This window comes from Cryobacterium sp. LW097, from assembly GCF_002205495.2.
GTDB classification, from domain to species: Bacteria; Actinomycetota; Actinomycetes; order Actinomycetales; family Microbacteriaceae; genus Cryobacterium; species Cryobacterium zongtaii.
Map to the genome: position 1 here is coordinate 751,233 of NZ_CP021992.1, position 15,167 is coordinate 766,399.

General features: G+C 69.5%; 14 protein-coding genes. 5 read left to right on the forward strand and 9 right to left on the reverse strand.

Annotation, left to right across the window (positions count from 1 at the left end; genetic code table 11):
• Positions 1–4: 4 nt before the first annotated feature.
• Positions 5–1,141: an NADH:flavin oxidoreductase/NADH oxidase gene (locus B7495_RS03455; protein WP_240632379.1), complete on the reverse strand. Its 1,137-nt coding sequence runs from the start codon at positions 1,139–1,141 to the stop codon at positions 5–7.
• Positions 1,142–1,163: 22 nt separating this feature from the next.
• On the opposite strand from B7495_RS03455, the gene B7495_RS03460 reads away from it, so the two are divergent.
• From B7495_RS03460 to B7495_RS03475, 4 genes are read left to right on the forward strand one after another with little or no spacing between them, the layout of a single operon-like run.
• On the forward strand, positions 1,164–2,006 hold the full coding sequence (locus B7495_RS03460; protein ID WP_088455343.1) for an ADP/ATP-dependent (S)-NAD(P)H-hydrate dehydratase: 843 nt from the start codon (positions 1,164–1,166) through the stop codon (positions 2,004–2,006).
• Between the two features lie 31 nt (positions 2,007–2,037).
• Positions 2,038–3,300 carry a glycosyltransferase 87 family protein gene (locus B7495_RS03465; RefSeq protein WP_088455344.1) on the forward strand — a complete coding sequence of 421 codons (1,263 nt, stop codon included), beginning with the start codon at positions 2,038–2,040 and terminating at the stop codon, positions 3,298–3,300.
• A gap of 2 nt (positions 3,301–3,302) precedes the next feature.
• Positions 3,303–3,614, forward strand: a complete 312-nt coding sequence (locus B7495_RS03470; protein ID WP_088455345.1) for a thiamine-binding protein — start codon at positions 3,303–3,305, stop codon at positions 3,612–3,614.
• 58 nt (positions 3,615–3,672) lie between these two features.
• Positions 3,673–4,950, forward strand: coding sequence for an MFS transporter (locus B7495_RS03475; protein WP_088455346.1), 1,278 nt, complete (start codon positions 3,673–3,675; stop codon positions 4,948–4,950).
• A 28-nt stretch (positions 4,951–4,978) separates the two neighbouring features.
• On the opposite strand, the gene B7495_RS03480 is transcribed toward B7495_RS03475, so the two are convergent.
• From B7495_RS03480 to B7495_RS03515, 8 genes are all read right to left on the reverse strand, one after another.
• Positions 4,979–5,584, reverse strand: a complete 606-nt coding sequence (locus B7495_RS03480) for a DNA-binding response regulator (protein WP_240632473.1) — start codon at positions 5,582–5,584, stop codon at positions 4,979–4,981.
• A gap of 121 nt (positions 5,585–5,705) precedes the next feature.
• The gene (locus B7495_RS03485; protein WP_088455348.1) at positions 5,706–6,986 is read right to left on the reverse strand and encodes a hypothetical protein; all 1,281 of its coding nucleotides are present in this window, start codon (positions 6,984–6,986) and stop codon (positions 5,706–5,708) included.
• Positions 6,983–8,152 (reverse strand): sensor histidine kinase, encoded by a 1,170-nt coding sequence (locus B7495_RS03490; protein WP_088455349.1) that lies wholly within the window; start codon positions 8,150–8,152, stop codon positions 6,983–6,985. The genes B7495_RS03485 and B7495_RS03490 overlap by 4 nt, the downstream gene beginning before the upstream one ends.
• 58 nt (positions 8,153–8,210) lie before the next feature.
• The gene (locus tag B7495_RS03495; protein ID WP_198418758.1) at positions 8,211–8,885 is read right to left on the reverse strand and encodes a hypothetical protein; all 675 of its coding nucleotides are present in this window, start codon (positions 8,883–8,885) and stop codon (positions 8,211–8,213) included.
• Positions 8,872–10,344, reverse strand: a complete 1,473-nt coding sequence (locus tag B7495_RS03500; RefSeq protein ID WP_088455350.1) for a DUF4389 domain-containing protein — start codon at positions 10,342–10,344, stop codon at positions 8,872–8,874. Before B7495_RS03500 ends, B7495_RS03495 begins: the two co-directional genes overlap by 14 nt.
• A 47-nt stretch (positions 10,345–10,391) precedes the next feature.
• Entirely contained in the window at positions 10,392–11,585 is a 1,194-nt protein-coding gene (locus B7495_RS03505; protein WP_088455351.1) for a homoserine O-acetyltransferase, read from the reverse strand.
• A 75-nt stretch (positions 11,586–11,660) separates the two neighbouring features.
• Positions 11,661–12,989, reverse strand: a complete 1,329-nt coding sequence (locus tag B7495_RS03510; protein WP_088455352.1) for a bifunctional o-acetylhomoserine/o-acetylserine sulfhydrylase — start codon at positions 12,987–12,989, stop codon at positions 11,661–11,663.
• Positions 12,990–13,121: 132 nt separating this feature from the next.
• Positions 13,122–14,237, reverse strand: coding sequence for an acyltransferase family protein (locus tag B7495_RS03515; RefSeq protein ID WP_088457879.1), 1,116 nt, complete (start codon positions 14,235–14,237; stop codon positions 13,122–13,124).
• 29 nt (positions 14,238–14,266) lie between these two features.
• On the opposite strand from B7495_RS03515, the gene B7495_RS03520 reads away from it, so the two are divergent.
• Complete coding sequence (locus B7495_RS03520) at positions 14,267–15,070, forward strand: SDR family NAD(P)-dependent oxidoreductase (RefSeq protein WP_088455353.1); 804 nt, start codon at positions 14,267–14,269, stop codon at positions 15,068–15,070.
• Positions 15,071–15,167: the final 97 nt, after the last annotated feature.

Consider the following 15,167-nt stretch of genomic DNA (forward strand, 5'->3'; position numbering starts at 1 on the left):
GTCGCTAGACCGCCGGCCAGGCTGCCCTGGCGTACTGGCCGGGCCAGTAGTCCAGTGGCACGCCCAGCTCGGCGGCGGCGCGGAGGGCGAAGTGCGGGTCGCGAAGGAACTCGCGGCCGAGCATGACGGCATCCGCCGCGCCGGAGGCAACGATCTCGTTAGCGTGTGCGGCCGTCGTGATGAGCCCGACGGCGTTGACCGGTACGGCGGCAGTGTCCTTGACGAATTGCGCCAGGGGAACCTGGTACCCGAGGGTCAGGGGAATCTGCACGCCGGTGACGTTGCCGCCGGAGGACACGTCGAAGAAGTCGGCCCCGGCCTGGGCGGCCCACCCGGCGACGACGGCGGTCTCCTCCACACTCCAACCGTCGACTGTGTAGTCGGTTGCGGAGAACCGCACCAGTAGCGGAACACTCTCGCCGACCTCGGCCCGGACGGCCTTCACCACGCGCAGGAGCAGGCGGGCCCGGTTCTCCAGTGAGCCGCCGAACTCGTCGGTGCGCAGATTGCTCAGCGGGGACAGGAACTGGTGCAACAGGTAGCCGTGGGCGGCGTGCAGTTCCAGGACGTCGAAGCCGGCGACGATGGCGCGTCGAGCGGCCGTGACGAAGTCGGCGACGACGGTATCGATGCCCGCGTGGTCGAGTGCCATCGGTGCCGCGTAGCCGGGGAAGGCGATGGCGGAGGGCCCCAGCGTCGGCCAGCCGCCCTGGTCGGCGGGCACGCTGCCGTGCAGGCTGGTGCCCCAGGCCGGCCAGGTGGACGCCTTCCGGCCGGCGTGGGCAAGCTGGATGCCGGCGGTGGCGCCCTGCCTGTGCAGATAGTCGACGATGTGCGCCCAGGCGGACGCCTGGGTGTCGTTCCAGATCCCGGTGTCCCGGTCGGTGATGCGGCCCTCCGGGCTGACGGCGGTGGCCTCGGTGACGATCAGCCCGGCGCCGCCCGCGGCCATCGAGCCCAGGTGCACCAGGTGCCAGTCGGTCGGCACGCCGTCCCGCTCGATGACGGAGTACTGGCACATCGGCGCGACCCAGAGCCGGTTGCGAATGACAACCTCGCGCAGGCGGATCGGGTCGAACAGGGAGACCGCCGCGGCGGAATCGGCTGCGGCGGGGGCGAGGACGGTGCTGATATCGGACACCGAAACAACCTATCGTGAGTGCATGGCGAAACCTCGACGATGGCTGGAATGGGAGGCCGCCCAGGCCCGCGACTGGATCGCGGTGCCGCAGGCGACCGATGACAAGTACAGCCGCGGCGTGCTGGGCGTACGCACGGGTTCCACCGAGTACCCGGGCGCGGCGGTGCTCGGTGTGGAAGCCGCGAGCCGCACCGGGGTGGGCATGCTGCGCTACCTCGGTCCCCGCCGGGTCGGGACCCTCGTGATGCAGCGCCGTCCGGAGGTGGTGACGGTCGACGGCCGGGTGCAGGCCTGGCTGCTCGGCTCGGGCATGGACGCCGGCAGCCGCAGCCCGGAGACCACCAAACAGCTGCAGAAGGCGCTCCGTCAGGGTCTGCCGACGGTGCTCGACGCCGGCGCGCTCGATTTGGTCGGTGCCGGCACCGGCCCCCGGCTGATCACCCCGCACTACCGGGAACTGGCCGCTCTGCTGGGCCGGTCCGGCGAGAATGTCACCGTCGACGACATCGCCGGTGAGCCGGGGGAGTGGGCGATCCGCGCCGCCGTCCTGCTCGATGTCACGGTGCTGGTGAAGGGCAGCGTCACCCACCTGGCCTCACCGTCCGGTATCCGCCTGACGGTATCCGGCGCCCCCGCCTGGCTGGCGACGGCCGGTTCCGGTGACGTGCTGGCCGGCATCCTCGGTGCCCTGCTGGCCACGAACAGCGCGCGTATCCAGGCGGATGCCGACGCGCTCGCCGCGCTCGCCGCCACGGCCGCATTCGTGCACGCGGCGGCGGCGCACCGGGCGTCCGGCGGTGGCCCGATCGTGGCGCTCGACGTTGCCCAGGCCGTTCCGCCGACGATCGCGGCGCTGCTGGCCTGACCCGCCGCAGTGGAGTGTGCCACAGTGGAGCGTGCCTGAATTCCTGCGCCGCCCCGCCCTGCTGTGGTGCGGCTTCGCGATCGTGCACGCGGTGCTCATCGCTCTGAACCTCAGCGGCATCGGCTGGCCACTCGGCGACGTGGAACGGGTGTACCTGGGTTGGGCCGAGGCCACGACATCCGGCGCCGTCAGCCTGGGCATCAACACCGACTTCGTCTACCCGATCCTGGCCCTCGCCCCGATTCTCGCATCGCTGGTCTTCGGCGCCGGGCCGTACGCGCTCACCTGGCTCGGCCTGGTGACCGTGCTCAACGGGGTCGCCTTCGCCGCGCTCACCGGTCGCCGGCCGGGTCCGGCGGCAGCCCTGGCCGCCTGGTGGTGGCTGCTGTTCCTGCTGCTGCTGGGCCCCATCGCGTTGGCCAGGATCGACTCCGTGACCGTACCGCTGGCGATTCTGGGCCTGCTCTGGCTGCGCCGCCGGCCGTTCTGGGGAGCGGTGCTCCTGACCGTCGCCACCTGGGTCAAGGTCTGGCCGGTCGCGGCGATCATCGCGCTGGTGGTGGCCTCGAGGCGGCGCTGGCAGGTGCTGGCCGCCTTCGCCGGCACCTCCGCGCTGATCATCGGAGCGGCCCTCGCCGCCGGTAGCGGGGTCACGATCCTCAGCTTCGTGACCGAGCAGACCAACCGGGGGATCCAGATCGAGGCGCCGGTGGCGTCCTGGTGGTTGTGGCAGTCGGCCCTGGGCATCCCCGGCGCCGTCGTGTACTACGACCAGCAGATCCTGACCTACCAGGTGATCGGTGCGGGCACCGACCTGGCGGCGGCGGTGCTGACCCCGCTTCTGGCACTCTGCGTCGGCGTGGTGCTGCTATTGGGCTGGCGCGCCCAACGCGCCGGTGCATCGGCCGACCTGCTGTTCCCGCCGCTGCTGCTGGCCCTGGTGCTCACCCTGATCGCGGTCAACAAGGTGGGCTCGCCGCAGTTCATCACCTGGCTGGCCGCCCCGCTGATCCTCGGCCTGGTCTCGTCCTGGCGAGCCTGGCGGGGCCCGGCGCTCACGGCCCTCGCGATGGCGGCGCTCACCCAGATCGTCTACCCGTACTTCTACAACGACCTGCTGGCCACCACCCCGGCCATGGTGCTGATCCTGTCGGTGCGCAACCTCCTGGAGCTGGTGCTGCTGGGCTGGATGCTCGTTCGCATCTGGCGGCTCGGCGCCGCCTCCGCAACACTGTCAGAGAGCACCGCCGCCAGTCCCGGTGCCACAGCGCATCGCCCGATCCTCAAGGAGTAGTCATGCTCGTCGCATTCTCGGTCGCCCCGTCCGGCGGCCCCACCGATTCGGTGCACGATGCCGTCGCCGCTGCGGTGAAAGTCGTCCGCGAATCGGGCCTGCCCAACCACACCGATTCGATGTTCACCACCATCGAAGGCGATTGGGACGAGGTCTTCGCCGTCGTCAAGGCGGCGACGGATGCCGTCGGCGCGTTCGGCTCCCGGGTGTCGCTGGTGCTCAAGGCCGACATCCGCCCCGGCTATTCCGGTGAGCTCACCGCCAAGCTGGACCGCCTCGAGGCGGCTATGGACGAGGCCGGCGGAGCATCCTGACACCGGCCTGGCGCCGCCGCGTCACCGTCCAGACACGACCGCCCCGTAGTCTGGATTGATGCCCTCACTCTCTGACGGGTCGACGCGCCTGTCGCCGACCCGCGTTCGCCTCGCCCTCCTGGCTCTCGCCCTCGGCGGCTTCGCGATCGGCGCCACCGAGTTCGTCGCCATGGGACTGCTGCCCAATCTGGCCGCCGACCTGCTGCCCGGCCTCTACGCGTCGTCGCCGGATGCCGCCAACGCCCAGGTCGGCTGGCTCATCTCCGCATACGCTCTCGGTGTCGTCGTCGGGGCGCCCACGATCGCCGCGGCCGCGGCCCGGTGGCCACGCAAACAGCTGCTGCTCGTTCTGCTGGCCTGCTTCACCCTGGCCACCATCGCTTCCGCGCTGCTGCCGACCTTCGGCCTGGTGCTGGTGGCCCGGTTCGTCGCCGCCCTGCCGCACGGCGCCTATTTCGGCATCGCGTCGCTGGTCGCCGCCGAGCTGATGGGCCCGGGCAAGCGGGCACGCGGTGTCGCGATCGTGCTCTCCGGCCTCACCATCGCCAACGTCATCGGCGTGCCCTCGATCACCTGGCTCGGCCAGGTTGCGGGCTGGCGGGTCGCCTACATAGCCGTGGCTGCCCTCTTCGCGGTGACCTTCGTCGCCGTGATCGTGGCCGTGCCGTTCCAGGCCGGGAACCCCGGCGCCACCATGCGCAACGAGCTGCGCGCCTTCGGGCGCCTGCAGGTCTGGTTCGCGCTCCTGATCGGCGCCGTCGGGTTCGGCGGTCTGTTCGCCGTCTACACCTACGTGGCCCCGCTGGTGATCGAGGTCACCGGGCTGCCCGCTCTCGCGGTGCCGCTGGTGCTCGTCGTGGTGGGCCTGGGAATGACCGTGGGCAACTTCGCCGGCGGCGTGTTCGCCGACCGCAGTGTGCGGCGCAGCATGTACGCCTTCTTCGCCATCATGCTCGCGGCCCTGCTGCTGCTTGCCTTCTCCGCGCAGCACCTGGCCGGGCTGCTGACCGGGGTGTTCCTGGTCGGCGCGTCGGCGGCGGCGCTGTCGCCGACCATTCAGACCCGGCTGATGGATGTCGCACACGACAGCCAGTCGATCGCCGCGGCCCTCAACCACTCGGCGCTCAACCTCGGCAACGCGCTCGGCGCGTTTCTGGGCGGCATCGTCATCGCGGGCGGGCTGGGCTATCTCGCCCCGATCTGGGTCGGGTTCGGCCTGAGCGTGGTGGGGTTGGCGCTGGCCGTGGTCACCTTCGCGATCGACAGGGTCCGTCGCAAGCGGGGTCAGCACGTACCGTACGGCACCGCACTGATCACGGTGGTCGGCACGGACTGAGCGCCGCGCCGACCCGGCCAGTGGCGTTCTAGTCGGACTGCAGCAGGATGCCGTCGTGGATGGCGCGCTTCCGTAGGGCCACCTTGGTTCCGACATCAAAACCGGCAAGACGGTACTTCTCGCGGATCCGCTTGAGGTACGACTTCGCCGTCTCCTCGGAGATGCCCAGCTGGTGGGCGACCGCCTTGACCGGCTCACCGGCTCCGTACAACGCCATCACCCGGCGTTCCTGGGCGCTCAGCCGCGGCGAGCTGCCGGCGGCTCCGGCGTGCAGGGCGAGGTCGAGTTCGGCGGAGATGTAGGATTCTCCGACGTTCGCGGCGTGGATGGCTTCAACGATGGTGCTGGCCTCCTCGGTCTTGACGAGGTAGCCGAGAGCGCCGGCGGCGAGGGCCTCGCGCACGAGAGCCGGCTCGGAGTAGGTGCTCATCAGCACGGTCTTCACGCCGGCCGTCTTGAGGGTGGAGATCTTCAGCGAGACCGGGATGTTGTCCTTGAGGTCCAGGTCGAGCAACACCACATCGACCGGGAACTCCGGGTGGGTGAGAAGCTCGGGCCAGGTGGTCACGGCGGCCACCATGTTGATGTCGTCCGCGGCGCCTCTGATCCACTCCGTCAGCGCTCCCAGGAGCATCCGGTGGTCGTCGACCAGGGCCAACCGGATGGGATTGTCGATGAGCGTCGCTGCTGTGTTCGTCACTGCTACCTCCTGTTGCATTTTTCCCTGTCGGAGCATCCCGGGCCAACCGGCCCGGTCACGCGTCCGCAGGATTGTCAATACTGCATTCGATGTCGACGTGGAGATGTCCACTACGCACCGAATCGATATGAGGGCCCACTACTCGGATAGCTTGCCATGTCTCCGGGTCCACCCGTCGACGAGGCACCCCCTCGATGATCATTTTGATCGGAAACCGAAGCATTTCACCGATAATATGGCCGTTGGTACGGCCAAAAGGTCCGAAAACCAGCGAAACCGTCGGTTCGGCACCGTCGGTGTCGCTGATCAGGAGCCAGATGGCCAGCAACAGCGCATCGCGCTGAGTCGGCGAGAGCTGACCGGCCAACCCTGACGGGTCATCGAGATTGACGGCGGGGCCGAGGAACTCGGATTCGGTGAGGGCGTGGTGTAGCCAGGTCTCCCGGCGGCCCTCGATGAGGTGCAGTCGTAGCTGGGTGGCGAGCATCGCCGCCGCCGCCGATTTCGTCGAACTGAGCGGCAGGGCGGTGCGTCCGGTGGCGACGTCGTCGAGCAGGGTTTCGGCGTCGAGGTCGATGCGGGCCAGCTCCTCGGATGCGAGCATGCCCACGGCGGAGGACGGCTGGCTGATGGTGCTCTGCACGAGCACCAGGTCCAACTCACGCTGCACGATGCGGCGGAAACCTCGCACGACCGACGCCCCGATCAGCGGCGGCAACACGCACAGGCCGATGGTCAGGATGGCCGGCGCCATCAGCTCGGGGTCGTAGCGTGCCGCGGTGACCGAGCCCGCCGCGATCACGGCGCCGAGGACCAGCGTCGCGGCAACGATCTCCCGTCCGCGCCGCACCGAGACCAGCACGGCAAGCAGGGCGCCGACGGCGGCGGCGGCGGTGGGATAGGTGCCCGCTGCGGTGCCCTGACCGTACCCGGCCAGGTCGAGCCCGACGACGACCTCGCCCAGGGCAAGCACGGCGAGGAACAACCAGGTCGGCATCCGGTCGGGCAGCCTGTTGACGAGGATCAGCGTCACGACGGCCGCGAGCAGCAGAACGATCCAGGCCGCCAGGGTCGGCAACGGGTTCGGATATCGCTCCCACTGGCTCGCGAACCGCCACAGCAGGAACACGGCGAAGAACCCGCTGCTCAGGGAGATGCCGAAGCCGAGGTGGCGGCTACCGAGCCCGGTGCGGTTGGCCAGGGTGGTTTGAACGGTGCGCTGCGGCCGGCGAAAGGTGCGGCGTCGCTCGTCGCGTTGGTCGTCGAGCAACTGCTTGTGCGCTCGGGCCGACGAGCTGCCGGAGTGCGGCGGTGCCGGGGTCGCCGCCGATGTCACTTGGGCACCTCGAGCACGACGGTGGTGCCAGAGCCCGGGGAGGAGAACAGGCGTGCGCTGCCGCCGACGTCGCGAAGGCGGGCCACGACGGACTCGGCGAACCCGAGCCGTTCGGTGCCGACGGCGCTGAGGTCGAACCCCCGACCGGCATCCGTCACCATGGCGCGCACCGTCGTGTCGTCGTCGGAGATCGTGACGTCGGCCCTGGTGACGCCGGAGTGCCTGCGCACGTTTTCGAGGCACTCGCCGAGGGCGAGAAGGAACGAGTCGAGAACGTCGCTGGGCAGCAGCACCTGGCCGCTGCCGTGCCAGTCGACCTCGAGTCCCATCCGGCCGAAACGCTGCTTCACCGACTCGAGGGTGCTGCCGAGCATCGACGTGTTGGACGGTTCCAGCGTGTAGACCCCGGAACGGCTGGGGGTGGGCAGCGCGCCCAGACGTAGCTGGCGGAGCAGACGGGCGTCATCGCCGGATTGTTGTCGCAGAGCGGCGGGGCTGACGCCCACACCCGAATGCGCCAGGAGGGTGAGGGTGGCCAGCACGGTGTCGTGGAGCAACCTGGCGCCCTGCCGGCGTTGCGCTTCGAGTTCGCTGGCATGACGTTCGGCCTGGTGGGCGCGCCCGATCGCGGCGACCCGCTGCAGCACCCGGGGCACGCTCTGCGCAATCCACCAGCCGCCCAGGGACAGGGCGGCCCAGCCGCACACGGTCAGGACCAGGGGCAGCACCGACCCGCCAGACGAGATGGTGACGAACGCCACCCCGGCCACGGTCATGCCGAACGACCCGAACAGGATGAGCTGGCGTCCGGGGCCGACGACGAGCACCGGCGCGACACAGCTGGCCGCGCCGGCAGCCAGGGTGGCGATCAGGGCCTCCTCGACGGGGTTGAGACCGACATCAATCCTGGTGGCCAGCCCGACGACGAGGATGACGGCGTTGCTCAGCAGCACGATGCACACCGCCCAACGGAGTGCGCCGCTCTGACCGAGGACGTATTGGCACCCGACCATCAACAGGATCAGGGACCCGGCGAACAGGACCACGGGCGTATCGAGCCCGCCCGGCACGGCCAGGTAGGCCAGCGACGTCACCGAAGCGGTCAGCCCGGTTATCCGGGCGGTGCGACGAAGGACGCGATCACGCTCTCTGGCAATACGTGGCATGGCTGCAGTACTCCTCATGAGTGCCCTATCCGTCACCTTATCGGCCCCGGTGGCGGATTTACGGCTGTTGACGTGGACTTTCTTTCCGGCGCAGAAGCAGGTGCAGAACCACGCCGCTGACCAGGGCCATGGCCACCGCCATGAACATCCCGGCGAGAACCCCGATGAGCAGGATGAGCGCGCCGGGCTGGCCCGGCTGCCACAGCGGTGTGGCCACGGCGAAGAACACGGCCAGGCCGGCGCCCCAGGCGGCGGCGCTGCCGAGTATCCACCAGCCGGCACCCCTGAGGTGCCGACGGAGCTCGAACCACTGGGCGAAGCCGAGGGCGCACAGCAGCACAGTGGCGAGCAGGATTCCGGCGGTGAATTGGGCTGCTGCCGGCCAGCGCTGCCAGACCTCGGCCCACTCGGCGGGCAACAGCCCGATGAACCAGGCCGCGGCGCCGGCGATGGCCGTGGCGCCGACCCAGCGGCGGCGGTTCAGTGCCGGCACCCGGCTGCGGAGCACGGTCGCCTGCGTCCAGCCGAGCACGGTGCCTTCGGCAGCGCCGGCGAAGATCAACGCCGGCGCCAGCACGGATGAACCGGCGAAGGTCAGCTGGGCCAGGGCCGGGACGAGGAACCCGACACTTTCGCCGAGGCTGACCCACAGCAGCCAATTGCGTAGGAACCTGTCGGCACGATCGGGACCGCTGCGGGGCCGGGGGCCGGGGAGCGGCCTATCGACCGTCATGGGAAGCGACGGGGGCGGCCGGTGCGGGTGATCCAGCCACGGCGGAGCCTGGATCGAGCGGGCCCTGATCGAGCCGGAACGGCGGGTACTCGTCGCGCATCAGCGCGGCATAGACGATCACCCTGTACAGCCAGCGGTTCAGTCCGATGATCAGATCGAAAATCCCGCGCCGGTAGCGTCCGCTGAAGAGCAGGATCACGGCGCCGATGAGGACCAGGATGCCCAGCAGCGAGAAACCGGTGCTGGTGGCGGTGGTCCAGCCGTTGTTGCCGCTCGCGGTCCAGCCCCAGCTGCCGCCGGTGAGGATCGCCACGATGAACAGGTGGGGAATCACCAGGAGCCACCACTTGACCAGGACCAGTCCGTGCGAGAGCCGGGCCGGATAGTCCACCTCGAGGTCGGCCGGATAGTCGGTGGCGGCGAGGGTGAACGGCGGGTACCTGTCGGTGCCGAGCGCGGAGTACGAGTAGAAATTCACCCGCCAGTTCCAGCGCAGCACGCCGACGCTGTAGTTGAAGATCGCCCGCGGGTAACGTCCGGTGAACAGGATGGCGAACCCGGCCACGATCGTGCCGATCCAGAGCCCGAACCAGAGGAAGAACAGCACGATGACGTGCGGGATGACCAGGATCCACTTGACCAGCCACAGCGCCCGCGAGACGTCGGGGTCGAGCCATCCGTTCAGCCGTGCGGGATAGTCGGCGCCCGGCCTGTCGGGATCGGCGCCGGGCTGCCCGGTCGCACCGCCCGGTGCTGGCGTGGCGCCGCTGCGGCTGGAGGGCGCCGGACCGTTGCGGCCCAGGCCGATCACACCGAGGATCACCAGGATCAGCCCGATCACCAGGGTGATGATGCCGACCAGCAGCAGGGTGATCGCCGCGGGCGCCAGGAGACCTGAGCGCACACCGGCACTGACCTGCACGGCGACCGGGCTGCTGCCGTCGGCATTCATCACCACGACGGCCCAGGCCCCGGGCTGCACCGGCCAGGTGATCTCCTGGCTGCCGGGCCCGACTGCGCTGACGGTCCAGAAGTCCTGTTCGGCGGGCGGTTCGGGCCGGTCTGAGCCGGGAATGTCTGCATACCGCGCGCGGAGCGGCGTGGATTCGATGCCGCGCACCTCGGTGTGTGCCACGTTCGCCAAGTAGCTGTCGACGTCGGCCTGCGGCGCGATCCCGAGAAACACCGGGTCGTCGTTGGCTCCCGTCGCCACCAACCGGATCCTGGCGATGTCCAGGTTCAGCGGCGGGGTCGTTCCCGTGGTCGTGACGGGACCGAGCGGAGGACTGGTCAGTGCGTAGGAGTTGGTGACGAGGGGCACCGTGCGGGTGGAGAAGTAGCCGTTTTCACCCTGCACGCCGGCGGCGACGGCGGCAACGGTGCCGGTGGCGGTCAGTCCGAAGCCGATCAGGGTCAGGAACGTGCCGATCAGCAACATGATGAGCGGGCCGGGTTTCATGGCGCCAGAGTTCTCCCGAACGCACTGCGTGTCAACCCTTCCGCGGTTCAGCCGAGCAGCCACCGGAGCTGGTCGCCGATGGCCTGGTCCTCGATGAGGAATCCGTCGTGACCGTAGCCGGACTCGATCACCACGGGGTCGCCGCCGCTCCCCAGTCCGGCCGCGATGACACGCTGGCCGTCCAGGGGGAAGAGCCTGTCGCTGTCGATGCCGACGACGAGGGTGCGGGCCGTGATGCGGGCCAGTGCGGCGTCGACTCCGCCCCGGCCACGTCCGATGTCGTGGGAGTTCATCGCCTCGACCAGGGTGATGTAGCTGTTCGCGTCGAACCGCCGGGTGAACTTGTTGCCGTGGAAGTCGAGGTAGGACTCCACGGCGAACCGGCCGTGCCCGCCCAGCGGGGTGATGTCGCTCTGCCAGCTGCGCTCGAACCGGGAGTTGAGTTCCGACGGGCTGCGGTAATTGAGCAGCGCCATCCGCCTGGCCAGGGCGAGGCCGCGGCTCGGGCCATCGCCGGGCTCGGCGTCGTAGTAGACGCCCGCACGAAAGAGCGGGTCGGTGCGGATGGCCTCGATCTGCACCGAATTGAGGGCGATCTGGTCGGCCGTCGTGACCGGCGGGGCGGCCAGGATGCCCAGCCGGGTCACCCGGCCGGGGTGTTCGATGCCCCATTCCAGCACGTGCATGCCGCCCATGGAACCGCCGACGATCCCGGCCCAGCGTTCGACGCCGATCCGGTCGCTGAAGGCCACCTGCGCCGCCACCTGATCGCGGATGCTCAGGTACGGGAACCGGGGGCCCCACTCGGAGCCGTCCGGCGCGAGGGACGCCGGGCCGGTGCTGCCCTGACAGCCGCCGAGCATGTTCGGCGCCACCACGAACCACCGGTCGGTGTCGATCGCGAGGCCCCGGCCGACGATGCCGCTCCACCAGCCGGCGGTCGGATGCCCGGCCGCCGGCGGGCCGACGACGTGGCTGTCCCCGGTGAGAGCGTGCAGCACCAGAACTGCGTTGTCGCCGGCCGGATTCAGCTCGCCCCAGCTCTCGTAGGCGATCCGCACGCCGGCCAGGTGCCCGCCCGCCTCGAGGTCGAGGGCGCCGATGTCCACGAACCGGCGGCCGCCCACAGGGTCACCGTCACGCCAGGCGCCCGTGACGGGCGGTTTACCCAGCAGCGAGCGCGCCTGCGCGTCGGTGACCAGGCTGGACGGGACGGTGTCCGCGGAGTATTGCCATTCCATACGGCTCCATTGTGGCGATGTTCGGCCGTGGCCGCCGATTGTTACGTCATGCGGGCGGGTGAACGTCGGTGAGCTCTACGCGTTCGCGCGGGATGCCGCGACCACGGCGCGGGCGGCGGCCAGGCCGGCCTCGAGGTCGGCCTGCAGGTCGATGACGTTCTCGATGCCCAGCGACAGGCGCACCAGGCCCGGCGTGACGCCCGCGGTGAGCTGCTGCTCCGGGGTGAGCTGGGCGTGCGTGGTCGACGCCGGGTGGATCACCAGCGAGCGCACATCACCGATGTTGGCCAGGTGGCTGAACAGGCTGAGGTTGTCCACCAACGCGCGCCCGGCATCCACCCCGCCCTTGAGCTCGAACGACAGCACCGCGCCCACGCCCAGCGGGGCGTACTTGTTGGCGGCCGCGTACCAGGGGCTGGACGGCAGTCCCGCGTAGTTGACCGACGCGATGTCGGGGTGGCTCTCGAGGAACTCCGCGATGGTCTGCGCGTTGGACACGTGCCGCTCGATGCGGAGGCTCAGCGTCTCGATGCCCTGGATGAGCTGCCAGGCGCTCGCCGGGGCGATGGCGCTGCCGAGGTCGCGCAGCAACTGCACGCGGGCCTTGATGATGAACGCGAGGGCGTCGCCGACCGCGGTGGTATAGCTGGCGCCGTGGTAGGACGGGTCCGGTTCGGTCAGGCCGGGGAACTTCTCGACGTTGGCCGACCACTCGAACAGGCCGCCGTCGACGACGACGCCGCCGATGATGGTGCCGTGGCCGCCGAGGAACTTGGTGGCCGAATGCACGATGATGTCGGCGCCGTGTTCGAACGGGCGGATCAGGTACGGCGTCGCGATGGTGTTGTCGACGATCAGCGGCACCCCGTTGGTGTGCGCGACCTCGGCGACCAGCGCGATGTCGAGCACGTTGATCTTGGGGTTGCCGATGGTCTCGGCGAAGAACAGCTTGGTATTGGGCCGCACCGCTCTGGCCCACTCCGCGGCGTCGTCCTGGTCTTCGACGAAGGTGGTCTCGATGCCGAGCTTCTTGAGGGTGTACTTGAAGAGGTTGTAGGTGCCCCCGTAAATGGAGCTCGACGACACGATGTGGTCGCCGGCCTGGGCGATGTTGAGCACAGCGAAGGTCGACGCCGCCTGGCCGGAGGCCACCAGCAGGGCGCCGGTGCCGCCTTCGAGGGCGGCGACCCGTTCCTCGACCACGGCCTGGGTCGGGTTCTGGATGCGGGTGTAGATGTTGCCGAACTCTGCCAGCGCGAACAGGTTCTGGGCGTGTTCGGCGTTGTTGAAGACGTAGGAGGTGGTCTGGTAGATCGGCGTGGCCCGCGCGTTGGTCACCGGGTCTGGGCGGGCCCCGGAGTGGACCTGCTTGGTTTCGAACTTCCAGTCTGCGGAATCGCTCATGGGTCGGTCTCCCTGTTCGTGGTCGGGCCGGCAAGCCCGAGGAATCTACAGCGGCGGAACCAGACGCTCCGTTGCTCTGCTGCAACCATAGGCAGGGCTATGCCGCGCGACAACGGTTCGCGAAACACTACGTCATCTGCTGCCGGGCCCGTGCGGCAGCACGATGGTGCCCGTGTGGGTGGACGGCTCCTGCCTGAACAGCCAACGCAGTCGCGGTTCCACCAGCGGCCGGAAGACGCGCCTCACGACGGGCAACGACAGCACCACCGAGATCAGGATGGCCAGCAGGATCACGGCCGGCAGCACCCAGGGCTGCTGCGGACCGTCGAGCACCCCGGTTTCCCGCAGCGGGTAAAGCAGGAAGGTGTGCAGCAGGTAGATGTACATGGTCGCGGCGCCCAGCGGTGTGAACCAGGTCGCCCGGCGCGGCATCAGCATGAGGAAGGCCAGGATGAACAGGAACGACGCCATCATCAGGCCCAGCCGGATGACCCCGGCCCAGAACTGGTCGTAGCCGAACTGCCAGTACGCCTCGTCGTACAGGGTGAAGCTCCGCAGCCGCAGGTCCCGCACGCCGATGATATTGACGGTGACGGCCAGGGCGAGGGCGCCGAAGAGGGCGATCGCGCCGGAACGCCAGCGCCAGACCGCGGCCGGGCGCAGGTGCATCCACCGGGCGGTGAGCGGCCACTGGCGCAGTTTCCAGCCGAACACGAAGAACGGCAGCAGCCCCAGCGTGCGTGACAACGAGAAGGTGCTGTCGATGTCACCGACGTAGCCGGCGCCCACCGAGATGGCGATGCTGATCAGCAGCGGATACCGCATCAGAACCAGGTAGGGCAGCGCCACCCGCCAGATGGCCAGGGCGATCAGGAACCAGAGCGTCCAGGACGGGGTCGAGTAGTCCACCTTGAGGGTGCCGCTGAGCGCCCACTCCACCAGCGTCCAGATGCTTTCGAAGATCAGGTACGGGAAGACGACGTCGGTGATCAACCGGTGCATCTGGCGGGGGCCCGGCGGTCCCGACTTGGCGAAGTAGCCGCTGACGGCCACGAAAACCGGAACGTGGAACGCGTAGATGAACAGGTAGACGCCGTAGGCGGTGTCGGATTCGCCGATCAGCTTAAGGATCGCGTGACCGATCACCATCAGGGTGATGGCGATCCAGCGGGCGTTGTCCCACAGCGGTACGCGGCGCTTCGGCTTGTGCGGGCCGGCGTGGTGCGGGGTCTCTGTCGGCGAACTCATCGGGTCCATTCTCCGGGCAGAATGGGGCAATGGGCAAAAAAAGAGTCGTGGTCACTGGTGCGAGTTCGGGAATCGGAGCGGCGACGGTGCGCCTGTTCCGGGAGCACGACTGGGATGTGGTGGGCGTGGCCCGCCGGGCCGACAGGCTCGAGACGCTGGCCCAGGAGACCGGCGCGGCGGTGTTCGCCGCCGACCTCACCGTGCAGGCCGACGTCGACGCGTTGCGGGACTACCTCGCCGCCTCCGGCCCGGTGAATGCTCTGGTCAACAACGCCGGAGGCGCCAAGGGGCTCGACTCCGTCGAGGCCGGGTCGATCGACGACTGGGCCTGGATGTACGAGATCAACGTGCTCGCGCTGAAACGGGTCACCACCGCCCTGCTGCCGCTGCTGCGCGCCTCGATCGCCGCCGCAACGGATGCCGCGGCCGCCGGCGCTGCCGCGTCCGCCGACATCGTCAACATCACCTCGACCGCCGGGCACACGGCGTACATCGGCGGCGGCGGCTACAACGCCGCCAAGTTCGCCGCGCACGCCCTGACCGAGGTGCTGCGCTTGGAGCTCAGCGGCGAACCGATCCGGGTGATCGAGATCGCGCCCGGCATGGTGCAGACCGACGAATTCGGTCTGGTGCGCTTCGGCGGCGACCCCGAGAAGGCGGCCGCCGCCTACACCAACGTGGTGCACCCGCTCGTGGCCGACGACGTCGCCGCCACCATCCTGGCCGCCGTCGAACTGCCCGCGCACGTGAACCTGGACCTCGTCGTGGTCAAACCCGTCGCCCAGGCCTCCACCACCTTGGTCGCCCGCGGCCCGCTGCTGCCCCGCGTCTAAACCCACGCCGGCCCCAACTGTTGCCCGAACGGACAATTGCGCCCGGCGTACCGGGCGCAATCGTCCGCATCGGCCACAGTCGCGGCCGCGGGAAGGG